Genomic DNA, 18,033 nt, shown 5'->3' with positions numbered 1-18,033 from the left:
TTCGAAATTTCTCCCCGGACTGCTATCCGTGAAAATTCGACCTCAAGGATTCTCTTCGCTTGCCCGTTGAGCTGAGAGACCGACAGTATTTCCATTTTTATTTTCTCTCAATAATGCTGCTTTTACAGTATTTTTCATGAGCATGGCGACAGTCAAAAGGCCTACGCCGCCTGGGACAGGGGTAATTCCGGAGACTCGACCCAGCATATTATCAAAATCAGAGTCTCCTTTTAAAACGTACCCGTTTTTCGATGAAGAGCATGGAACCCTGTTGACGCCGACGTCAATTATCGTCGAGCCTTCTTTGACCATTTCACTTTTCAAAAAACAAGGTCTTCCAACAGCTGAAATCACTATCTCTGCATTGGATGTATAACGCGATATATCAGGGGTTGCGCTGTGGCAGACCGCTACAGTCGCGTCAATGCCTTTATCGAGAAGAAGATTGGCCATTGGTTTTCCGGTTATTAGGCTTCTGCCCAAGACGACGGCATTTTTACCTTTTGTCTGTATCCTATAGTACTCAAGTAATGCAATAACACCTGATGGAGTGCATGGGTAATGTCCTGTGGTGCCCCTCATGAGAGACCCAAGATTCTGGGGGTGAAGTCCGTCGACGTCCTTTTCCGCTGGGATTGAAAGGATAATCTTTTCGGGATTTATATGACTCGGAAGAGGAAATTGAACAAGGATTCCGTCCGGGTTCTCCTCTTCGGCGCATTTTTTTACAAGATACTCAAGTTCATTTTCTTTGATGCCAGTCGGTAAAACCAAAGTGTTTTCTCTGATCCCGATTTTTTTTGCGGCTTTGGTTTTAGAGCTTACGTACGATTTTGAAGCGGGATCTTCCCCTACAAGAAATACCACGAGGTATGGTTTTCTCTGCATTCTCGCGATTTTGCCGGACAAATCGCTGTAGATTTCATCCGCAACAGGTTTTCCTTGCAGTATTTTAGTTTCCAATTCTCGCCCCGTTCGCTATGCTTGAAAACTCCGCAAATTTAGTGAACCTTTTTATTTCAAGGGCTTTTCCGGTCTCAGAGTCCGCCGCGAAAAAAACTCCGTCAAGCCGTCTTTTCGCGCCAAATGCCGGTTTCAACCTCATTTTTCTTCCGGTTTTCAGAGACTCAAGAGATTCAGAGGCTCCCATGCCGATAACTGAATCAAAAGCCCCTGCCATTCCGGCATCTGTGATGTAAGCGGTCCCGTTTTCAGAGACAAATTCATCCGAAGTCGCAACATGAGTGTGCGTCCCGAAAACAGCAGTCGCTTTTCCGTCGAGTTCGTAAAAAAGCGCTTTTTTTTCCGAAGTCGCTTCAGCGTGAAAATCGACAACAATGACAGGGTTTAAAACTTTTTTTCTCCTTTTAATCTCTTCGAGAACGGAACCCGCAACGGTAAATGGATTGTCGCTCTGATTCATGAAAAGTCTGCCGACAAGACAAAAGACGTATATAAAAGAATTTTCTGTCTTTATTTCTGCAATTCTCGAACCTTTGATGTATTTTGTGAAATTCGCTGGAATCAATACCCTCTGTTCCTTTTCAAACCATTCTTCCGCTCCGGAAACGTGAAGGGAGTGGTTGCCTCCTGTAAACACTGAAACACCCGACTCCAAAAGCTCCTCAGCGACCCTTTTGGAAATTCCAAATCCAGAAGCGAGGTTTTCCCCGTTCGCAATTACAGCGTCGGGAGAATACTCACTTATGATTTCAGGCAGCAAAGCTTTACAAACCTGCCTGCCGGGTTTGCCGATTATATCTCCCAAAAATACGACTTTGACTCTATTTTGCATACTCGGTGGCTCTGATTTCCCTTATGACGGTAACTTTTATCTGCCCGGGGTACTTCAGTTCTTTCTCGATCCTCGCCGCCACCTCACCAGACAACACTATGGCTTCAGCGTCGGATATCTTGGATGGCTCCACAATGACTCTGAGTTCCCTGCCAGCTTGGAGGGCAAAAACTTTTTCCACTCCCTCGACATCCACTGCGATATCTTCGAGTTTTTCGACCCTTTCGAGATAAGCCTCTATGGTGTCTCTCCTGGCGCCAGGTCTCGATCCGGAAATAGCATCCGCCGCTTGAACTAGAACAGCTATGGGAGACACCGGCTCGACCTCTTCATGGTGAGCCGCTATGGCGTTAATGACAATATAGTCTTCGTTGTACCTTTTAGCTATATCTGCTCCTATAAGAGCATGGGTGCCTTCGAGGGTATGATCAGCGGCTTTTCCTATGTCGTGAAGGAGTCCGCTTCTTCTCGCCAGCGCGGTATCAAGACCTAACTCTCCGGCCATTAGAGCGGAAAGATGCGCGACTTCTTTTGAATGCTGCAGGACATTTTGACCGTAACTTGTCCTGTATCTTAGCCTGCCCAAATATTTCATAATTTCAGGGTGGAACTCGGATATTCCAAGTTCGTTGACGGTTTCTTCGGCGGTTTTTTTGATTATTTCATCAATCTCTTTTTTCGCTTTTTCAACAACGACTTCTATTCTTCCAGGGTTTATTCTGCCGTCCGAAACGAGTTTTTCCATCGCGATTCTGGCAATCTCCCTCCTGACCGGGTCGAAGCCTGATAGAGTTATCGCTTCCGGAGTGTCATCGATAATTATCTCTATTCCAGTGAGATTTTCAAAAGACCTTATATTTCTGCCTTCTCTTCCAATAATTCTGCCTTTCATGTCTTCTGAAGGCAGAGAGACCACCGACACTGTGGATTCAACGGTGTGGTCGGTAGCGCACCTTTGTATGGCTGAAACTACAATTTCAGCCGCTTCTTTGTCGGCTTCTTTCTGAGCGCTGTCGATTATGTCCTTTATCATCTGAGCCGATTCTTTTTTGACTTTGTTCTCAAGGCTTTGTAGAAGTTCGTTTTTTGCCTCTTGAACAGTCATCCTCGATATTCTTTGAAGCCTGTTGCTGATTTCTTTGAGCTCATTATCGAGCTTTTCGGCTTTCAGCATTAAAGCTCTTTCTTTGACGACCAGGTCTTTTTCCTTTTTGACAAGGTCTCTTTCCTTTGTATTGACCGATTCCTGCTTTTTATCCAAAGACGCTGTTCTGTCGTTGAGCCTTTTTTCTATCTGGTACATTTCTCTTTGAAATTTTCGTTCCTTTGCCTCTAAATCAGCCCGAGTTTTCGCTGCTTCTTCGCTGACTTCGAGTTTAGCCGTCTTTTTATAAGATTCCGCTTCGCTTTTGGCGTCTTCGATGATTTTTCGCGCTTGTGTTTTGGCGTCTTCCAAACGGCTTTTTTGGATTTTCAGGCTAACAACATAACCGAGCCAAAAAGTTATAATGCAGAGAACAAAACTAAAAATTATGATCGGAAGAATCAAAACAAGGGGGACGTTTGAAATCCCTGTGTTTTGTCCGATCACTTGACTCAATAAAACTATATGCACTTATTCCCTCCCGCCGAGGACAGAAATACTTCTTGGAGAAATTAAGAAAAGTCAGATGCGAATTTCGGAGAAACTCTGTTGAGTCATACAACCCAGTTCTAAGATTTCCGACTTCATGACTTTTTCACGAATTATATTATCTCTTTTTTCTAAATTTTTTTGTGTTATTGAAAGATAATAATTTTCTCTTAACAAGTATCCTTATCCCTTTAATATTGGAACCGGGATGCCGTGTGAAAGGAGAGTTTGAACCTTTATCAAGGTGGGTATCCTACCTCGCGTTCTGAAAATCTCAATTAAGAGCTCAATCTTCCCGCAAGGAATCAAATTCCCTGTTAAAGGCTGTTGGCTCAAACAAAAATCTTTCTTCACGTGCACCCCAGTGTCCGATTTCTTAATACTCTGTCTTTCATCGTCATAATTTTAGCAGATTTGATTTTCTAATTCAATCTATTAAACCGATAATTTGTCAAAATTATTGAAATCACTCCCAATTTTCAGGGGGAGGAGGGTCGATGTTTTTGTCTGTCTTTTTAAAATAATTCTTTCCGAATTGTATGAGGGCTTTTTGCCTTTCTATGACAATTTTTTTCAACATCACATCATCTATAGAAGAATTGTAAGCTACTTTTTTAAGTATTTTCCATTCGCTTGAACTAACCCTTCCGTCGCTGAGAGCCATGTCAATCAAGGCATGAAGAAATTGACTCTTCTGCTCTTTGTCTTCCGGAATGCTCCATGTCCATTGACCTGAAGAAGCTCTCTTTACAATATCATCTAAAGATGAACCGGATATGTTGTATTTTAAGGCAAACTTTGAAAGAGTTTTTTTCTCGGTTTCATCGACGTTTCCGTCAGCAAACATCATTGCCGCAAGCGCTTCTACGACCGAGTAAGGATTATTGGATTGGCTCAGAACAGATTTTTGACTTTCTTCTGTCCATTTTTGTCTGTTTTCCCTAATCCAATGGGAATAATCCTGCATGTCGCCAAGAACCCAGGATCTGCTGCCGTCATTGAGAACCGTTCCGCAATAAGGGCAGACGTCTCTTGAATCTCTTACTTCCGGAGCTCCGCAGTTTGGACAATGAGAAGAAGCGAAAGAATCCGAAGGGGAAAGAACGCCTGATTTTCTAATAAGGGTGAAAACCGTCATTCTTATCGACCTCGGTCCCGTGTCATGAGTTTTACCTGTTGAAATACTTCTCTCGGCCGCGCTTCCGGACCATTTTATCAAAACGTGTATCTTATCCATTTCATCCCCTGCCTGAACCCAAAGGGTCTCGGATTTCCCGACTGCTGGGAACCTGTAATAAGGTGCTGTATCGCCGTTTTTGTTTCTTGCGATCTGTGCTTCGAGTTTCCCGTATTCTTGAGGAAACGCCACTTTTTTTAAATGAACTGCATTTCCAGTGAAAAGCGCCGACTGATAGCGGTAAAAAATCACGGATGCTCTGTCTTCAATGAACTGTGTGGAAAAATGCGGGTCTTTATCCGACAACTCGTTTTTGATATATACAGAGGATTCGGAAGAGCGGGGTTCCCATTCTTCGACTTGCGTTATCTCGGAAAGAATCCAGTCGTAGGACGGACTTCTGACGAATGCGTTGCAAGCTTTGCAGGTACCTGCGTCAGTAATTTCAAGAGGCGCGGCGCAGTTTGGGCAATTACCCTCAAAAGCGCCTTTTTTTCCTAATGTTTTGACGTCCGCTTTCCTCAAAAAAGTCCATATTTCTGTAAAGCTGTCGTTGATCATCGACCCCGGTATCGTCCTTCCTGTAGCTATGTTGACTTTGTAATCTTTGGCTTTCGCCTTTACACTGAAATGCAGAGTATCAAAATTCCTGTCCGTCAGGGCGGACACCAGTTCAATGTTTTGAACTATGACGTTTTCCATGATGTTTCTCCAGCCTTCAGCTTTCTGCATGTCAATCTGCAGAGAAAACCTTTCGTAGACTCCGTCGGACATGAACGCCGTAACTTTTTTCAGGTCCTGATTGCTCCATGCCTTTTGGATGGCAAGAAATGCCGTGGCGACTCTGGTCTTCATTGATTCAAGAGAAAAATTAGGATCTTTGGCGATCAGTGAATTCAAGTTTTTATCGACATTCCTGCTCTTGACAGCTTTTTGAGCCCTTTTGAGATTTCTGTCGGTTATCGCTCCGGAACCTTTAACTTTTGCGACTATCGCCATAATTATCAGAAATACAGTCAGCGGAATACCAATACAGGGATACTTTATTATCAGCCATATCAAGCAAAGGATGAGCTCACCCCCACCGTCTCCGCCGGACCCCCCTCCGCCGAAAGAGCCTCCACCACCTCCACCACCTCCACCGCCTCCATAAGACTCTCCGCCTCCGGCTCTCGCCGTAAGCACGCCGAGCGGCGCCAACAGTAGCACGGCTAAAAACAATAAAACGATAAATTTCTTTTTCATTAATACCCCCGTTTATCGAGACCTGGTGTTTTCAAATAATCGATGGTTCATTCCCATTCTATTGTAGCTGGCGGTTTTGATGATAAATCAAAAGCGAGGAGATGCGAACCTGTTTCCTTTAAGGAAACATCCATTTCTCTCATGAAATTTTCGCTCAAAAAATACGGTCTCGCCGTCATTCCTCTTTCGGAACGGACAGGTCTTAGTACGATTATTTCCGCATCTAACCCATTTACCTTCACGGGCAGCATAATCACAGGCATCTGCCAAATCTCTTCGTATACGCGGTGTTTCAGAAGCAGGTCATTTGCTTTTTTATCGGCTTTTCTTAGCAATTGAAGCCTATCCGGAGTGATGTAAGCTCTACGCGGTTTAAATTCCGGAAGTTCTTTTAAGCCAAACATCCAGAGAACTCTGTTAACGCCTTTTGCAAAACGGAAAACTACGTTTGCAAAAATTGATCCTTCCGATAAATCATATTTTTCAGAACACACAGTGGCGGTAAATTCATAGCTTCGCAAGTCACCTTTTACACCGACTGATTTAATCGGAATCGCGCCTAATTTAAATGCTCCCCTGTGAATTGTAGCCAAACTTTTTTTCACCTTTTCAAATTCGTTGTTCTCGACTAAACCATCAGAACAAACACACCTCACGCCCAGACCAGGACCGGGGAAAGGATGCCTTTTTAAAAATTCCGAAGGTATACCGAGATTTGATCCTAAATCTCTGACCTCTTTTTTGTATAGATCCTTTATTGGTTCAACCACCCTTCCTTCTTTTATCATTTCCTCTATGAGAGGGACTCTGTTGTGGTGAGTCTTTATTCTATTGGCATGCTTGGATCCGCCAGTCTCAATTCTGTCGGGATATATAGTTCCCTGGCCCAGTACAAAACTTTCGTCTTCAGAGGAATTCTCTATTAGATCCTGAGATACCTCTACGAAAGTATCTCCTATTATTTTTCTTTTTTCTTCAGGGTCGCTTATGCCTTCAAGCTTACTCAGAAATTTTCTTGAAGCATCGATGAATTCCATGCTGTTTAGCAACCCTTGCCTTTCAAAAAGCGATATGACCTCAGCGCTTTCGTTTTCTCTCATCAGACCCGTGTCAATATGAATGAAATGGAGGTTTTCGGAGGGAAGAAATTTTCCGAGTAGGACCGCCGCCACGGTTGAATCTACTCCTCCGCTGACGAGCATTACCACTTTTTTGTGCAGAGTGTTTTTCCCCAGGCTGTTTTCTATAGTGTCAAGAATAGTCTTCTGGGTCCATGATTTTCGACAAGAACAAATTTTCAGGACAAAGTTTTCAATCATTTTTTTGCCGTTTGGAGTATCGTCGACTTCAGGATGAAACTGTAACCCGAAATGCTTTAAGGGCATATGCTGGAGTGCGGAATACCTCTGGATTTTACCGTCCGGAGAGACAGAAACTCCGATTTCTTCCATATCCCCGGGAGAAACAACCGCGTCTCCATGGCTCATCCACACTGTTTCTTCTTTTGAAAGACCTTCGAATAAAGGCGATTCCGCTGTTATCCGCAAGACACTTCTGCCGTATTCCTGCCCTTTGTGCTCAATTTTGCCCCCGTGAAATTTAGCAATTTCCTGATGACCGAAACAAAAACCGAGTATCGGAACTCCTCCAGTGAATATGTCGCCATTCATGGCAAATTCATCCTGAGAACTGAGAGCGGGGCTTCCCGAAAGAATCAATCCCTTGTAACTACGCAGTAATTCAACGTCGTGATCTGGTTCTAAAATTTCCGCGTAAACACCCGCTTCTCTGACTTTAGTGGCAATTAGATGAGCGTATTGTCCTCCGAAATCAATAACAGCTATTTTATCGGGCACAATTTCCTCTTTTCTTTTACTTTTGTGCGTGTTAACCCCTAATCTATGAAACTCTTCGCTGAAAATATATCATTTTCTTGGAATAAAGAGAAATTTTTAAATGATATAAGCTTTGAGTTAGGCGAAAATTCAATAATTACCGTTTCCGGTGAAATTGGCTCAGGAAAGAGTACTTTTTTGTTTATTTTGTCGGGACTTTTACCTCCTGATTCAGGGAAAATATGCGTCGGTGAAAACACCCAAGACGTTGTTCCTTTCGTGGGACTTGTAAGACAGGACATTTTCAGCCAAACAGTGTTTACTTCATCTCAAAAAGAACTAAGATTCAGCGCTTGCCTTAGAAAACAACCCCTGGAGGATAATCTTATTTTAAAAACAATGCACGAATGGTCGTTAAAGGACAAATGCACTTATGGTATGTCGCACAGCGACCTTTTAAACCTTTTTACAGCAGGATTTTTAGTTTCCGGCAAAAAATTCATTCTTTTCGATGAAGTTTTTGTAAATTTGTCTTCCGCTGAGAGACAGAATTTTATCGGCCTTGTCTCAGAAAACTGCGTAGGAAGCCTTTTTGTAACTCAATTTCCTTCATTTTTCAAAGGTTTTACACAGAAAAACTTTTTAATTGAAAACGGCAGGATGAAGGTTTTGGAAACAATTCCCGGAGAAGAGTCTTATTTGAAAATTATACGGGAGGTTTTTAGTTCCGGGAATTGTCACAGGCTTCAAAATACTCTTGAATTATCGGAACTCACGAGGAAAATGATGAAAAATAAACCATCGATTTCATTTCTCCCAAGCTACTCCGAACGCCTTTTCTTTTCAGGCTCGATCCGAGAGGAAGTCTTGTTTAGAGGCTTAAATAGAGATGTATTTCTCGACAGAGCAATTAAAGCCGGTTTTTCCGAAGAGATCATGGAAGCTGATCCTTTTAGGCTTTCATCGGGACAAAGAAGAGTTCTGGCGTTTTGCCTTTCTCTTTCTGCCTTGCCCAAGTGTCTTTTCATTGAAAATCCCTTGCTACACCTAGACTCAAAAAGGATTTTATGGCTCGCGGAACAACTCGAGCAGTTTATCAGTTCAGGAGGAGAAATTTATTTCACTGCCCCTGAAGGGATTCTCTGATTGTTAGGTATCTCTTCTATATATAAGGGATGATTTAATTTATTTTGAAATTGTGATATAATGTAGATTCAAAAAAATTTCACTACAGCAGGTATTTTTAAGGAGGTTTTCATGGCTGAGATAAAAATTAAAATCGGGTTGGCCGATATGCTCAAGGGGGGAGTCATCATGGATGTCACAGACGCCGTTCAGGCGACAATAGCCCAGGAAGCAGGCGCTGTCGCGGTCATGGCTCTTGAGAGAGTTCCGGCCGATATTAGGGCTTCGGGCGGTGTTGCCAGGATGGCGAGCATAAAAAAAATCAAGGAAATCATGTCATCTGTAGACATTCCTGTCATGGCTAAATGCCGGATCGGCCATTTTGCCGAAGCCCAGATTCTTCAGGCATTAGGAGTAGATTTTATAGATGAATCAGAGGTCCTAACCCCTGCTGACGATAAATTTCACGTCGATAAATTTGCTTTCGATGTCCCTTTTGTCTGCGGCTGCAGAAATCTCGGAGAGGCTCTAAGAAGAATCGGCGAAGGAGCCGCCCTGATAAGAACCAAAGGCGAAGCAGGCACGGGCGATATAATTCACGCTGTCAGGCATATGAGGACAGTCATGAGCGAGATACGGCTTCTGACGACTTTAAGAGACGATGAAATAATGTCGAAATCTAAGGAGCTTCAATCCCCTTATTCACTGGTCAGATCTGTGGCTGAAAAAGGAAAACTTCCTGTTCCGAACTTCGCCGCCGGAGGCGTGGCTACTCCCGCAGATGCGTCTTTAATGATGCAACTCGGCGCGGAGAGCGTCTTTGTCGGTTCCGGTATTTTTAAATCTTCCGATCCGGAAAAAAGGGCACGTGCGATAGTACTGGCAGTCGCTCATTACAACGATCCCAAATTGATAGCTGAGATATCAGAAGACTTGGGAGAAGGCATGAAGGGCATTGACTCTTCAAAAATTTCACCGGAAGACGAACTTCAGACAAGAGGATGGTAAAATTCATATCTGTAGTCGCCGTTCAAGGGGACTACTCTTCACACGCTTCAAAAGCGGGAGAGTACTTCAAGGCTTCTAAAATTTTCTTTGTCAGGAAACCTTCTGATTTCCCGCCTTTTTCAGATTTGATAATAATCCCCGGAGGCGAATCGTCTACGATTTTTCTCCTTTCAAAAATTTACGGGCTGGACAGCAAAATAAAAGAAGAAGCTAAAAAAGGCTCAGCGGTTTTCGGAACCTGCGCCGGAAGCATACTTTTGTCAAAAAAAATCCTGAATGGGAAAAAAATTGAACCATGGGGTTTTTTAGACATCGAGATTCAAAGAAACGCCTATGGAAGACAGTTGGATTCTTCCGTAAAAAAAATCTACTTTACTGAAGAAACCCACAAATACACGAAAGAAAAAACAGCGGAAGGCGTCTTTATTAGAGCTCCAAAGATATCGAAAATAGGCGATGGAGTGGAAATACTCGCCACTTCAGACGATGATCCGGTTTTCTTGCATAAAGACAGAATAATCGTCTCTACTTTTCATCCCGAATTGTCTGAAGGATTTGAAGTCTATAAAATAATTAGATCGATAATTTCCTGACGACAGACCTCCCGCCCTAAAGAAGCTCAACGTATTTTTTTCTCTTTTCTTCATACTCCGCCTCATTTATCAAGCCTTGTTCAAAGAGTTCTTTGAGTTTTTTCAGGGCATCAACAGGAGATGCGCTTTTCGCAGAATTAATCCTGAGTTCATGAACAATTTCACCGAGCATCTCTTTTATAAGGTTAATTGAAAACTGTGATGGGAAATTAGTCTCGAGAAATTTTATTCCGTTTATTATTAGGTTGCTCGTCAAACCAGGTATAAAAACCACCGAGTCGATTTCTTCATACTTGTATTTTTGGGCTTTCTGCATCATGTTGTGTGAATAGACCGCTTCATCGGTGAAAAGAGCCCCGTCTTTGGCGTTTCCGAAAGTAGTGTTGTCTATCAGAACCAGCACAGATTTCGTCTTAGCTCATCTGGCATAGCTGTCCTGCATGTTGGCTAATTTCTTATAAGGCACATTTGGATGAAAATAAATCCTTTCGTCGTTTATTTTTTTCTGTACAAATCCACAATACCTCTCACCTTTCGGCTTGTGTCCATATTTGTCTCCTTGCAATCAAATTCCGCCAAAAAATTAAAACTTTACGTTTCACGCAATATAAATTATTTTATTTAAAAAATATCTAAAAAAAAGGTCAAAATGAAAAGCAGCGCGATGGTTTTGTTTGTCCTCTGTTTTTTTTCAGATTTCTCGATTTCATGCCTTAACACATCTTCTCTCCTCTCTGCAGATTCGCAGGAGACTATTCACCTTCAGAAAATCTTCGTATTTGCTGATTCTTTCGAAAAAGTATTTCTCGATACTTCATCATACTACAATGTCTACAAAGACAATTCTTTGATCGGATACGGTTTTTTGGGCGATAACAGCGGACTGGTAGGACCGGTAATTACCTTGACAGGAATTTCCGCAGACGGTATTTGCATAGGGGTTCTTCTTTTATCTCACAATGAAACCCCACAGTATTTTGTTCTTCTTGAAAAAAAAAGTTTTTTCGATAAATTCACGGGAATGAAAATCGGTTTTCTGGATATAGAAAACAGAAATTTCAACGATTATGAAATAGACGCAGTCACCGGAGCGACTATAAGTTCATTCGCTGTTATTGAAAATTTTTGGGAAGCGGCTTTTTTTTACAATAAAATCATCGAAATGGAGAGATAATGAAATCTTTGATTTGTTTAACAGTTTTTTTGTTTTTACCTTTATTTTCAGTTTTTTCACAAACAACAGTCGAAGATTTCAAAGAACAGGCGGGTATACTCAACGCAGAAGGCAACACTGAAGCGGCCGTTGAGTTAATGAGGAAAGCTGCCGAAGCGTATCCGGAAAATTCAGGAATTTTGGCGCTTCTCGGCTTTTACATCGGTAAAAGCGCAGGTGAGACAAGAGATTTCCAGCTTCAGGCTTCACGCGCTTTTGAATCATTTTCAATACTCGACAAAGCGGTCATGCTTGCCCCCGATAATCCCGACGCCCTGTTTTACAGAGGTTTCATGAGCGTTGTTGTCCCGGTTTTTTTGGGAAAATTGGACAAGGGAATAAAAGATCTTGAAACGCTTCTCGCGCTGACACCGACATCTTCGGAGGAAGAAGATTCGTCTCTTTTGATATCAGCGAGAATATATTTAGCCCAGGGATACGAAAAGCGGGATGACATAGAATCCGCAATTAAAGTGTGGGAAGAACTGCTCTCTCTTTCCAACGACCTGGAATTGTCTCAAAAAGCGCGTGACGAAATTGAACGCCTTAAACCGCTTAAGCCGGTTGAAGACACGGCTGTTTTTTCCGCTGAAGATTTAGACGACCTCCTCTCCAGAGCGAAATCATCTTACGAAGAGGGGGAATATTTCCGGGCTGAAACTCTTTTGGTCAAAGCTGTTGAACTTGATGATAACCGCGTCGAAACATTTTCGCTTCTCGCCTATGTTTATCTCGCTCTGGCGGAAACCCCTTACGAAGAGAGCATCACCGAAGACACGGATTACAGGACCAATCTTTGTTTTAAAGCGATGAATCAAATTGATAAAGTCCTCGATATTGAGCCGGACAATATTGAATTCAAGCTTCTGAGAGGAATCATGGGTGTCCAGTTTCCTTTCTTCGTCGGAAAACTCGAACAGGGTATATCCGACTTGAACGAAATACTTGAAAGCGACGCTCCCGATTCGGTGAAAACTGCAGCGCTCTTTCACATCGGATACGGCTACAGAAAACTTGGCGCCTCAAAATGGACAAACGTAGTCAACGACTATCCCTCTTCACAAGAAGCACAATGGGTTTTTGAAGTTTTAAATCCAAGACCCTTTACGGTGGACTTTTCATCCCTCGAAAAGCCTTGCCTTATAATAGAATTCTCTCTGGGTTTTATAGACGAGCTTCCGCCGCAGACAGCTGTTTGGATAGAAGACGATCAGGAAAATTTCATCAAAACAATCTACGTATCGGGTTTTGCCGGAAACGTCAAAGCCGTTCAAACGACATTACCACTTTGGGGGAACTCTTCCAATTTCACAACAGACGCGAATACCGGCGCGAGCATCGATCTCGGAAACCATGTCTACACCTGGAACCTCAAAGACAGCGATGGTAACACAGTCCAAAATGGCACCTACAAAGCCAACATAGAAGTCAGTTATTGGCCGAGTTATCAATACGAACAGACATCTGTTGATTTTGAAATCGGAGCCGAAAACGCAGAAGTCATCAAAACAGACGGCCGCCTTCTTCCTTATATCCAATTAAGGTACATGGAGTAGAACATGACTGTTTTTGATATCGCAGATCAAAACCGATTTACCGGGGTTTAGGTTTTGTCAAGAGAAACATCGAGACTTCTGGAGACAGCCTTTAACTTCACCGCAGATGATCTCTACACCAACCGGAACGGACTCCTTTCAGACGAACAGAAAAAACGAATAGAATCGCTTAACAAGTCGACAAACCAGAGGCAGATCACGTCCATGCTCATAGCCCTATTCATCGTCGGATTGTCAGGTCTAATTTATTACAATAAAACCGGGCTCCAGTACTTAGACCTATCGAAATTGTGGCCCTTTTTAATCTACATCCCGATACTTATTATTCCAATGACTGCTTATTACATTAAAAACAAAAATCTGCGGGAGGGCAAAATATCAATCATCAGCGGTTCAGCGCAGACATCCATGCTATCAATCAGAAAAAGAGGCTTCACACAGATAAAAATTGAAGGGGTAAATTTTCTACTATCACAGGAACAGGCCGACATACTGAAAAATGGGTATTTCACGGTTTACTATGTAAAAACAGGTATTGGAAACCGTATCCTCTCAATCGACGGAGGATGAGAAACAGATCCCGTGGTTTAATCTAAAAAACGTCCTATACCGAGAAGAGGATGGTTTTCCCGCGCTCTTCTGCGTCTTGTGAAAATACCCGTTGACCTTCTTCCCTCATAGCCCCGGGATTTTACAATTTTTCCGATCGTCTTACTTTGCCGAAAATCCTTGGACCAGTATTTTTACAAATTAAAAGAAGTACTCTTTTTTCATATATTTAAGATATATAACTTCTTTCAGAACCGCGCGAAGAGAAATGCAGAAATAACTCAAGGAAAATTCTACGTTAATGTCATCCCTTATGCTTCCGTCTTTTTGGCCTTGAATAAAAATGTTGTGAAAAAAAGTTTTAGCTCTGATGTTTGGTTCGTAGAATTCCTTTAAAATTGCCTTTCTCATCGATTTATATGGGATTCCGTAATTGTCGTAGTATAAAGCAAGATCGAGATAGTTGGGAATTTTCCTGTAATATTCCCAATACGACATTCCAAACATCTCAAGTTTTTTAACGCTTGTATCCCAGTCTTCCGTCGCTTTTTCAAGATATACCCATCTTTTAAGGCTTTCTTTCAAGAACAGTATCAGTAAAAGTTCTTCTCTGTTTTTGAAATAGGCGTATATGGTCTGACGTGTGAATTCTGATTGAACTGCGATCTTCTCCATTGAGAGGTTTTTAAAGCCCTTTCATTAAGAATGTGATCCACCGAATACAATATATGGTCTCTCTTGAACAATTTTTCTTTTCTCGTCAATTTTCACTCCCGGATTCTATACTTTACTTTTTGTATAATATATTTGATTTTGTGACAAAATCATTTTCCAGCGACATTTATATTTACTTTTGCTTGGTTTGATTATTTAATACTAATATCGTAGAAAGTCTCAACAAGGATTTACAAATGAAAGCTTGCATTTTTGTTTTCATCGCTTTTGTTTTACCCACTTATATCACGTCAGGTAATATAAACTGGCAGATTGAGAATTCCTTTAGTGATTTTGACGTAGTTTCTTCGGTGTATGGCGACGTCATAATTTATTCAGGCAATTCTGTAATGCCTACTGGACACCCGGATTTACCCGGAGAAACCATGAGATTCAGCTTGCCTTCAGGCGCTCACGTCATATCAGCCGTACTTGAAGATCAGGAATGGAGTGTCCTGGGAAATTATGACATCTTGCCAAGACAGCCCGATGTTCCCCTGAGCTTAAATCCATCCTTTGTAGGGCCATCGAGTGTTGTTTACGAAGAGAACTCTTTTTATCCCGAAAATCCCGTCCTTTCATTCAGCACGGGAAGTAAATCGGGTTTTCAAATAGCCGGTGTTGTTTACACGCCTTTTCGCTATAACCCTGTCACAAAAGAACTTCAGTTCCTGAAAAAAGCCACTCTTGTCGTAGAATACGCCGAAGGTATGTCTTCTCCGGTTTTTCTTACCCAAGGTCAAATCGAAGTATTTTCGCAGGACGTAGAGGGGCTGGTTATCAACAATCAGGATGTTTGTTTCAATACCCCCCTCGTGAAAGAAGCGAGAGACGGAGAAGTCGAATACGTAATAGTAGCGCCGGAAGAACTGGTTCAGAGCTTTGAGCCGCTGATCCGGTGGAAAAACCAGAAAGGAATTCCCTCGAAAATATTCAGCTTAGAGTGGATTTCCAGCCATTACCAGGGCAACGACGACATGGAGAAGATAAGAAATTTCGTAAAGGACTACCATCAGAACCACGGCCTGATTTATCTTGTCTTGGCAGGAGATAATGATAATCTGGGGGCGAGGTTCATCCATTCCGAAGTCGCTTTTTTCCAAATCTCGACAGACATGCCTTCGGATCTCTATTTTTCCGACGTTGTTCCCTACGACAAGAACTGGGACGCCAACGGCAATCATGTATACGGTGAATTCATACAGGATTCCTGCGACTGGTACAGCGACGTCTACGTCGGAAGGTTTCCCGTAAACTCAACCACAGAAGCCGAAAACTGGATAACAAAACTTCTCACATACGAGCAAACCCCCTCTATGGGCTATCTAGAAAAATCACTACAAGGAGGCGCTGGGCTCTGGCCTGACTCCAACATCTTCGGCAGCCTGATTTGCGATACGATCGCTGAAAATTGCCTTCCCTTGCACTGGTCTCACACAAAACTCTACGAAAACCACTCCGGCCACCCCGACGGTTTTCTTGATTCCCTTAACAACGGTTATCATTGGGTGCACGTAGCCGCCCACGGAAACCAGGATGGAGTTTACTGGTATGGTTACCCTTCCCAAATGCTCGTCAGTTCTATGATTTCATCCCTTTCAAACGGCATGAAACTTTTTGTGTTCCATTCTTGTGCCTGCATGCCCGGATGGTTCGACAATTACGAATGCCTGGCTGAATACATTTTCAACGCGCCCAACGGAGGATCCATAGCTCTGATGCTCAACGCGAGGTACGGCATAGGCGACGGAATTCTGCCGGGACTCCCGGTTGAAGGCAACGGTATGGGACCTTCGGACTGGCTGAATATATGGACTGCAAGAAAAGTTTTCAGGGACAGCCTATACAACATAGGAAGAGGACACGGAGTCGGCAAAGACAACTGCATTCCCATCATGGACAGCTCATACCACTGGTGCATAAACGAACTAAACCTTTTGGGCGACCCTGAAACTCAGATCTATTTTTCAGAACCTGATACAATCACCGCTCTGCATGAAGACAGTATTCAATTGGGAAACCATCAATTTTCAGTCAACGTCCAGACAGGCGGACTTCCCCTTGAAGGCGCTGTCTGCTGTATCACAGGTTTGACGGATTCATCGGTTTTTGCAAGGGCATTTACCGACGCTTCGGGAAACGCCACTATAGACTACAACATAAGCTCTGCAGATGACATGTGTCTAACTGTTTACGCACATGACTGCATATACTACCAAGACACTTTGTGCGTCTATTCCCAAAGCGCTTTTGTCACGATAGTCGATTTCGACACCATAACTGGAGGCCTCGACAACGGGCAGATAAACTCGGGCTTCACATATTCGGCTTATCCATCGGTTGTAAACCATGGTCAGAATACCGCCAACGGGGTAAAAGCTGTTCTTGTTTCACTTGATTCTTCAGCCACTGTTGGAATGGACACCGTCGAATTCGGCAGTATCAATCCTCACGACACCGCGTCTTCTTCGTCGGGCTTTTCGGTGACATTTCATGATTCAATCCCGGACCTTTACGTTGTTCCTTTCACTTTTACCTGTTGGGATCAAAATGACAGCGTCTGGGAGAGCACAATTTCATTGACAGTAAACGGATCTGAGTTGGTTTTGATTTCCGCGATGGGGCCTGAATTGATTGAGCCCGGAGACGATTTTTCCATGTCTTTTAAGATATGCAACACAGGCAGCGGAAGTATTTCATCACTCGAGATAAACCTTTTGTGCGCCGATCCGTATATAACGCTGATCGACTCTTTCGAACAGTCTAACCTCATAAACCCTTTCGATACTTTGACTCTTGACAGCGCTTTCACGGTACACGTCTCTGAAAGCATTCCCACACCTTCTTTTGTTGAAATGAATCTCCTGGGACATTCCCACGGAGGTTACCATTACGAAGGTTCAGGCAGCATAGGAATCGGCGGGGTACTTTTTAACGATGGTTTTGAAAACGGTGATTCTTTATGGACATTCCAGGGACCTGCATCGTGGCATATTACCGAACATAGGAACCACAGTTCCTCGCATTCGATGTATTGCGGCAACGAAGGGACATGGCAGTATTCTTCGCAAATTGTCAATTCCAGGGTTGTATTTGATTCGTTTACATCATCCGAAAGAACATTGCTGACTTTCTGGCACTGGTATGAAATCTTTAACAATTCGGACAAAGTACAACTCCAGGCTTCCACTGACGGAGGAAGCACCTGGAGTCTTTTGTATCCTCAAGAAGGCTACACTGGCACGTGGCTTCACTCTCCATACGATTCAATTTACACTGGTGATCACAGAGTATGGCAAAAACAAAACGTATATTTTAATTACGAAGGTTCAATTCTATTGTCCTGGCTTTTTTTCTCAGGTCCTTCCGGCGTCGCAGAAGGTTACTATTTTGACGATGTATCCATCGTCATCCCCTCGGGCCTTGTGAATGTCGAAGAGCAGGAGACAGGTCATCCTTTAAATGACCGGCACCACTTCTCGTTATCTCCGGTCTATCCAAACCCGGTCAGGGGCAGAACCGTCATAGGCTACAGCGTTGGTTCTGAGGTGCCTGTCAGACTGGCCGTTTACGACATATCGGGAAGACAG

Annotated in this window: 13 protein-coding genes, 1 other RNA gene and 1 pseudogene; 7 read left to right on the top strand and 8 right to left on the bottom strand. The window is 43.0% G+C overall.

Annotation, left to right across the window (positions count from 1 at the left end; all coding sequences use genetic code 11):
* Window positions 1-42: 42 nt before the first annotated feature.
* The 6 genes and pseudogenes from JXA84_01335 to guaA all read right to left on the bottom strand — a co-directional run bounded on the left by JXA84_01335 (window position 43) and on the right by guaA (window position 7,706).
* Window positions 43-960: pseudogene (locus JXA84_01335) on the bottom strand (bifunctional 5,10-methylenetetrahydrofolate dehydrogenase/5,10-methenyltetrahydrofolate cyclohydrolase).
* A complete protein-coding gene (locus tag JXA84_01330; protein MBN1149843.1) occupies window positions 953-1,795 on the bottom strand; it encodes a YmdB family metallophosphoesterase in 843 nt (280 codons plus the stop codon). The pseudogene JXA84_01335 and the gene JXA84_01330 overlap by 8 nt, the downstream one beginning before the upstream one ends.
* On the bottom strand, window positions 1,785-3,344 hold the full coding sequence (gene rny / locus JXA84_01325) for a ribonuclease Y (protein MBN1149842.1): 1,560 nt from the start codon (window positions 3,342-3,344) through the stop codon (window positions 1,785-1,787). Before rny ends, JXA84_01330 begins: the two co-directional genes overlap by 11 nt.
* Window positions 3,345-3,624: 280 nt before the next feature.
* A non-coding RNA gene (ssrS, locus tag JXA84_01320) (6S RNA) lies at window positions 3,625-3,799 on the bottom strand.
* Window positions 3,800-3,894: 95 nt separating this feature from the next.
* A complete protein-coding gene (locus JXA84_01315; GenBank protein MBN1149841.1) occupies window positions 3,895-5,850 on the bottom strand; it encodes a TIM44-like domain-containing protein in 1,956 nt (651 codons plus the stop codon).
* Window positions 5,851-5,897: 47 nt separating this feature from the next.
* The gene (gene guaA, locus JXA84_01310; protein MBN1149840.1) at window positions 5,898-7,706 is read right to left on the bottom strand and encodes a glutamine-hydrolyzing GMP synthase; all 1,809 of its coding nucleotides are present in this window, start codon (window positions 7,704-7,706) and stop codon (window positions 5,898-5,900) included.
* 45 nt (window positions 7,707-7,751) lie between these two features.
* Here guaA and JXA84_01305 point away from each other — a divergent pair, with 45 nt between their 5' ends.
* The 3 genes from JXA84_01305 to pdxT all read left to right on the top strand — a co-directional run bounded on the left by JXA84_01305 (window position 7,752) and on the right by pdxT (window position 10,411).
* Window positions 7,752-8,831, top strand: a complete 1,080-nt coding sequence (locus JXA84_01305; GenBank protein MBN1149839.1) for an ATP-binding cassette domain-containing protein — start codon at window positions 7,752-7,754, stop codon at window positions 8,829-8,831.
* 111 nt (window positions 8,832-8,942) lie between these two features.
* Window positions 8,943-9,818, top strand: coding sequence for a pyridoxal 5'-phosphate synthase lyase subunit PdxS (pdxS, locus tag JXA84_01300; GenBank protein MBN1149838.1), 876 nt, complete (start codon window positions 8,943-8,945; stop codon window positions 9,816-9,818).
* A complete protein-coding gene (gene pdxT / locus JXA84_01295) occupies window positions 9,812-10,411 on the top strand; it encodes a pyridoxal 5'-phosphate synthase glutaminase subunit PdxT (GenBank protein MBN1149837.1) in 600 nt (199 codons plus the stop codon). The genes pdxS and pdxT overlap by 7 nt, the downstream gene beginning before the upstream one ends.
* Before the next feature lie 16 nt (window positions 10,412-10,427).
* On the opposite strand, the gene JXA84_01290 is transcribed toward pdxT, so the two are convergent.
* Window positions 10,428-10,814, bottom strand: a complete 387-nt coding sequence (locus JXA84_01290) for an SHOCT domain-containing protein (GenBank protein MBN1149836.1) — start codon at window positions 10,812-10,814, stop codon at window positions 10,428-10,430.
* 246 nt (window positions 10,815-11,060) lie between these two features.
* Here JXA84_01290 and JXA84_01285 point away from each other — a divergent pair, with 246 nt between their 5' ends.
* Genes JXA84_01285 through JXA84_01275 form a run of 3 tightly spaced genes read left to right on the top strand, consistent with a single transcriptional unit; the run spans window position 11,061 to window position 13,750 of the window.
* On the top strand, window positions 11,061-11,585 hold the full coding sequence (locus tag JXA84_01285; GenBank protein ID MBN1149835.1) for an FMN-binding protein: 525 nt from the start codon (window positions 11,061-11,063) through the stop codon (window positions 11,583-11,585).
* Complete coding sequence (locus JXA84_01280; protein MBN1149834.1) at window positions 11,585-13,180, top strand: DUF2271 domain-containing protein; 1,596 nt, start codon at window positions 11,585-11,587, stop codon at window positions 13,178-13,180. The genes JXA84_01285 and JXA84_01280 overlap by 1 nt, the downstream gene beginning before the upstream one ends.
* A gap of 54 nt (window positions 13,181-13,234) precedes the next feature.
* Window positions 13,235-13,750, top strand: coding sequence for a hypothetical protein (locus JXA84_01275; GenBank protein MBN1149833.1), 516 nt, complete (start codon window positions 13,235-13,237; stop codon window positions 13,748-13,750).
* Window positions 13,751-13,930: 180 nt separating this feature from the next.
* Here the strand turns inward: JXA84_01275 and JXA84_01270 are convergent, their stop codons facing one another.
* Window positions 13,931-14,404, bottom strand: coding sequence for a TetR/AcrR family transcriptional regulator (locus JXA84_01270; protein ID MBN1149832.1), 474 nt, complete (start codon window positions 14,402-14,404; stop codon window positions 13,931-13,933).
* Between the two features lie 236 nt (window positions 14,405-14,640).
* Here JXA84_01270 and JXA84_01265 point away from each other — a divergent pair.
* On the top strand, window positions 14,641-18,033 hold a 3,393-nt coding region (locus JXA84_01265; protein ID MBN1149831.1), incomplete at its 3' end, for a hypothetical protein.

It is taken from the genome of candidate division WOR-3 bacterium, assembly GCA_016926475.1.
Taxonomy (GTDB): domain Bacteria; phylum SDB-A; class SDB-A; order SDB-A; family SDB-A; genus JAFGIG01.
Note: the sequence above shows the minus strand (reverse complement) of the source record. Positions and strands in the feature narration are given on the sequence as shown.